Consider the following 5,040-nt stretch of genomic DNA (forward strand, 5'->3'; position numbering starts at 1 on the left):
CTCGCGCCGACCGCACCACCGCGTCGGTCGGAGAACGTCCGAGCTCCCGCGGGTCCCCGTCGCTCCAACGGCGACTACGCCCTCTCCCCCGTGCACGGCACCGATCGCGGGCAGGTCGAGTACGACTTCCCCGGGGTGCTGCTCGGAACCGCCGAGTACGCCGAGGGACCGACCGGGGCGACAGTGGTGTCGATCCCCGCGGGAGCTCGGACGTTCTCCGACCGACGCGGTGGTGCGGTCGGCGCGAGCGGACTCTACGGCTACAACCACGCGATCTGCCTCGCGGGCGGGTCGGTGTACGGGCTCTCGGCGGTGGCGGGTGTGTCGGAGGCGCTGTTCGAGCGGGCGGACCACCGATCGGGCTTCGACCAGCTCCAGCTCGTGTCGGGCGCGATCATCTACGACTACTCGGTCCGCGACAACTCGGTGTTCCCCGACACCGCGCTCGGAAAGGCCGCTCTGCAGGCCGCACGTCAGGGCGTCGTCGAGGTCGGCCGCGTCGGCGGTGGCGCATCGGCCTCGTCCGGCAAGGTCGATCCCGCCCGCGTCGAGTTCACCGGCCAGGGCGTGGCCTTCCGCCAGGTCGGCGACGTGAAGGTGCTCGTGGTGACGGTGCTCAACCCGTACGGTGTGATCCTCGACCGGGACGGCCGCATCGTCCGGGGGAACTACGACGACTCCACCGGCGAGCGCCGTCACCCGGCCCGCGACTACGAGGAGGCCATCGGCGAATCGCGCCTGCTGGACTCGATGTCCGGCAACACCACGATCACGGCCGTCGTCACGAACGTGCAGCTCTCCGACGTCGAGCTCAAGCAGTTCGGGCTGCAGGTGCACAGCTCGATGCACCGCGGCATCCAGCCGTTCCACACCCCTCTCGACGGCGACACCCTGTTCGCGCTCACGACCGACGAGGTCGCGCTGCCGGAAGACCCCGGCACCTCGCGCGGCCGACTGTCGTTGAACTCGACGGCGGTGGCCACCCTTGCGGGCGAGACCGCGTGGGACGCGATCCTCTGCGCGGCGGGCTGAACGTGTACGAGTTCGAGAAGTATCTCGCCCCCTCGCAGCACGAGGTGAACGAGCTCGTGCGTCGCCATCCGTTCGCGCTCATCGTGTCCAACGGCGGCGGAGAAGCCGGAGCGCCGACGGTGACGCACACGCCGATCATCATCGAGCGGATGGCCGACGACGGCGGTTTCGTCGGCGGCGAGCTGCTGGGGCACATCGCGCGGAAGAATCCGCAGTGGCAGCAGATCACCGACGGCGACGCGGTTCTCCTGGTGTTCTCCGGGCCGCACGACTACGTGTCCCCCACGACGTATGCCGACGACCCGAACGTCCCGACCTGGGACTATGCCGCGGTGCACCTCACGGCCAGAGTGACCGTACTGGAGGACCCCGCCGACGGCATGCATGTGGTGACCCGCACGGTGACGGAGCTGGAGAGCCTCGAACCCACCGCCTGGGACATGACGAGCTCACTCCCCACGTTCGAGCGCATCGTCGGGGGGATCGTGTCGTTCCGCTTCGAGATCCTCGAGCAGCGCGCCGTGTTCAAGGTCAGTCAGGACAAGCCGCGCGAGGTCCGTCAGCGCGTCGCGGCTGCCTCCCGCGCACGCGGCTGCCCGTACGGCGACGTCGCCGAGCTCGTCGAGCGCATCGGAGGAGAGGCATGATCGTCCACGAGTGGACCTCTGAGAGCGCGGACCAGCACGAGGAGGGTCGCCGACTCGGTGCACACTGGGCGCCGCAGCTGCTCGCCGCGCGCGACTCGTACCTGCGACTGTTCCTGCAGTCGGGCGTCTCCGCGGAGAAGGCACGGAGCATCGCCGACGAGTGCCGCGCGATGACCGAGACGCATGCTCCGGACGTCGCGGAGGAGTTCCATGGCGTCGCCGAGGGGAGCGGACTGGCGCTCTCCGATGTGCACCTGCTCACGGCACGCACCGAGATCCTCGCGCGGATGACGCCCTCGATGGAGTGCTCCACCGTCGTGTACGTGCCGGATGATGCCACGCCGCCGCGCACGCTGCAGACCTGGGACTGGCACGAGACGCTCTCGAACGAGACCATCGTGCGGCGCCTGCACTCGGCGTCGGGCGCCCGCGTGGTCACGTTCTCCGAGTTCGGCCAGCCGGCGAAGATCGGTGTCAACGACCGCGGCCTGGGCCTGCACTTCAACATCCTCCACCATCGCAGCGACGGGTCTCGGGCGGGAGTGCCCGTGCACGTCCTCGCGCGGATGATCCTCGACAGGGCGCGCACCGTGGCCGAGGCGGTGGAGATCTCCCGGTCCGTGCCCCTCGCCGCCTCCAGCGTCCTCACGGTCGTCTCGTTCGACGGGACAACGCCCGAGGCCGCCGCCGTCGAGGTATCCCCGGCGGGCGTGGCCGTGCTGTCCGCCCCGCGGGGACGCACGCTCGCGCACACGAACCACTTCCTCGATGAGACCCTCGCCGCCGGCGAGTACTCCCCCTACGAGACGACGAGCGTTCCCCGGTACCGGTGCCTGACCGACGCGGGTGAGCTCGCCCGCATCGTCGACGACCGAGAGCGGGCACTCGCCTTCGGTGCGATCCCGGATGCCCCGATCTCGGTCCGCGCGCGGCCGGAGCAGCCCGAGCATCTGCGTTGGGAGACGAAGCTCACGGTCGCACTCGACGTGGTGCACGGGGCGCTCGCCTTCGCCGCGGCCGCACCGGCCGATGTCGCTGTTGCGGAGTGGCGCCGGGTGGGCATGGCAGACCAGCACGTGCCCGCAGAGCGGTGAGCACCCTCCTCCATCTCGGCGCGCTCGTCCCCGCCGCGATCGGCGTCGGCACCCTGGTCGGGATGCGCAGAGACGCCGGTCGAGCGGAGCTCCTCGCGGCCGCACTGATGCTCGTGGGCATGACCGACGTGATGACCGTGTCGCTCGTGCCGCCGGTCGTGTGGTTCGCCGCCCTGATCACGGCCGGTCTCGCTCTCGCCGCAGGTCGCCGGGTGAGCCCCGTCGCGACCGCGCGGCCGGGCACGATGCTCACGACCCATCTCGCCCTCGGCGTGATCTCGACCGCAGCACTCATCCTCCTCATGCCGACGATGCCGTCATCCGCCCCTGCCCTCCTCGTGTCATCGCACGAGCACGGTGCGAGCTCGACGATGCCGCAGCTGGTGGGAACCGGCCTGGCGCTGGGCACCGTGGCTCTCGCCGTGGTCGCGCTGCGCGCCGAGCGGTCCTGGCTGCATCGGCTCCACCACGCGACGATGGCCGTGTCCACGGTCGCGATGTGCGCGATCGTGGCCACTTGAGGCTGCGACGCTGCCCCGGCATCGCGAAGCCCCGTCACAACGCCGAGACCCCGACCTGCACACGTGGGCAGGCCGGGGTCTCGGCGAGAAGCGGGGGCGTCGGCGCGGACGCCGGCCGCTCAGTGGAAGAAGTGACGCTCTCCGGTGAAGAACATCGTGACGCCGGCCTTGCGAGCCGCGTCCACGACCTCCTCGTCGCGCACCGATCCGCCGGGCTGCACGATCGCGGTGACACCGGCGTCGATCAGCACCTGGGCGCCGTCGGCGAACGGGAAGAAGGCATCCGACGAGGCGACCGAACCGGCCGCGCGGTCGCCGGCGCGCTCGACCGCGAGGCGGCACGAGTCGACGCGGTTGACCTGGCCCATGCCGACGCCGACCGTGGCGTTGTCCTTCGCGAGGACGATGGCGTTCGACTTGACGGCGCGGCAGGCCTTCCACGCGAAGATGAGGTTCTCCATCTCCTCGTCGCTCGGACGCTCGCCCGACACGAGCTCCCAGTTCTTGGCGACGGAGCCGATGTCGTCGGGGAAGCGGTCGGCGTCCTGCAGCAGCAGTCCACCCGAGACCAGGCGCACGTCCATGCGCTCCTGCTGCCAGTCCTGCGGGAGCTGCAGCAGTCGCAGGTTCTTCTTCGCCTTGAACACCTCGAGGGCGGCGGGCTCGAACGACGGCGCGACGATGACCTCGGTGAAGATGTCCTTGAGGTTCTCGGCCATCTTCAGGGTCACCGTGCCGTTCGCGGCGATCACTCCCCCGTAGGCGGAGACCGGGTCGCACTCGTGCGCGCGCAGGTGGGCGCTGGCGATCGGGTCGAGGGCATTCGGGGCGGTCGTGGCGATGCCGCACGGGTTGGCGTGCTTGATGATCGCGACGGCCGGCTTGACCATGTCGTACGCGGCCCGCAGCGCGGCATCCGCGTCGACGTAGTTGTTGTAGGACATCTCCTTGCCCTGCAGCTGCGTGGCCTGGGCGATGCCGTGACCGCCGGCGCGCGTGTAGATCGCGCCGCGCTGGTGCGAGTTCTCGCCGTAGCGGAGGGTCGCGAGGCGCTCGGCCTGGATCGTCAGGTGTGCGGGCAGGTCGCCGGGCTCGGTGAGCGTGCCCTCGGCGAACCACTGCGCCACCGCGGTGTCGTAGGCGGCGGTGTGCGCGAATGCGCGGGCCGCGAGTTCGCGGCGTTGCGCGACGGAGGTGCCGCCGGCGGCCACGGCCTCGACGATCGCGGGGTAGGACTGCGGCGACACGACGATCGCGACGTTGGCGTGGTTCTTGGCCGCGGCGCGCACCATGGCGGGGCCGCCGATGTCGATCTGCTCGACCACGTCGTCGCCGACCGCGCCCGAGGCGACGGTCTCGACGAACGGGTACAGGTTCACCACGACGAGCTCGAACGGCGCGATATCGAGCTCCTCGAGCTGACGCTCGTGCTCCTCGAGGCGGAGGTCTGCCAGCAGACCTCCGTGCACCTTCGGGTGCAGGGTCTTCACCCGACCGTCGAGCATCTCGGCGACGCCGGTGACGGCGGCCACATCGGTCACGGTGAAGCCGGCGTCGCGGATCGTCGCGGCGGTCGACCCGGTCGAGACGATCTCCACGCCGGCATCGGCGAGGGCTGCGGCGAGCACCAACAGGTCGGTCTTGTCGCTCACCGAGACGAGCGCGCGCCGGATCGGCACGGTGTCGCGATCGCGGTAGAGCGTGGGGTCGTGGCGGGGGCCGGCCATGATGGCTCCTTCGTGCGGG

The 5,040-nt window shown here is 70.7% G+C and carries 5 protein-coding genes; 4 read left to right on the forward strand and 1 reads right to left on the reverse strand.

Annotated elements, in window-relative coordinates; genetic code table 11:
• The 4 genes from CQ034_RS19370 to CQ034_RS19385 form a co-directional block, all read left to right on the forward strand.
• A partial coding sequence (locus CQ034_RS19370; protein WP_219860822.1) for a P1 family peptidase occupies positions 1 to 1,032 on the forward strand: 1,032 nt, incomplete at its 5' end.
• The gene (locus CQ034_RS19375) at positions 1,002 to 1,679 is read left to right on the forward strand and encodes an FMN-binding negative transcriptional regulator (RefSeq protein ID WP_105712380.1); all 678 of its coding nucleotides are present in this window, start codon (positions 1,002 to 1,004) and stop codon (positions 1,677 to 1,679) included. The genes CQ034_RS19370 and CQ034_RS19375, both read left to right, overlap by 31 nt.
• A complete protein-coding gene (locus CQ034_RS19380) occupies positions 1,676 to 2,773 on the forward strand; it encodes a C45 family peptidase (protein WP_105712381.1) in 1,098 nt (365 codons plus the stop codon). Before CQ034_RS19375 ends, CQ034_RS19380 begins: the two co-directional genes overlap by 4 nt.
• The gene (locus CQ034_RS19385) at positions 2,770 to 3,294 is read left to right on the forward strand and encodes a hypothetical protein (protein ID WP_105712382.1); all 525 of its coding nucleotides are present in this window, start codon (positions 2,770 to 2,772) and stop codon (positions 3,292 to 3,294) included. Before CQ034_RS19380 ends, CQ034_RS19385 begins: the two co-directional genes overlap by 4 nt.
• A 119-nt stretch (positions 3,295 to 3,413) precedes the next feature.
• On the opposite strand, the gene purH is transcribed toward CQ034_RS19385, so the two are convergent.
• The gene (purH, locus tag CQ034_RS19390) at positions 3,414 to 5,021 is read right to left on the reverse strand and encodes a bifunctional phosphoribosylaminoimidazolecarboxamide formyltransferase/IMP cyclohydrolase (RefSeq protein WP_029262300.1); all 1,608 of its coding nucleotides are present in this window, start codon (positions 5,019 to 5,021) and stop codon (positions 3,414 to 3,416) included.
• Positions 5,022 to 5,040 lie beyond the last annotated feature (19 nt).

This window comes from Microbacterium sp. MYb45 (assembly GCF_002979655.1).
In the GTDB taxonomy this organism is placed as follows: Bacteria; Actinomycetota; Actinomycetes; order Actinomycetales; family Microbacteriaceae; genus Microbacterium.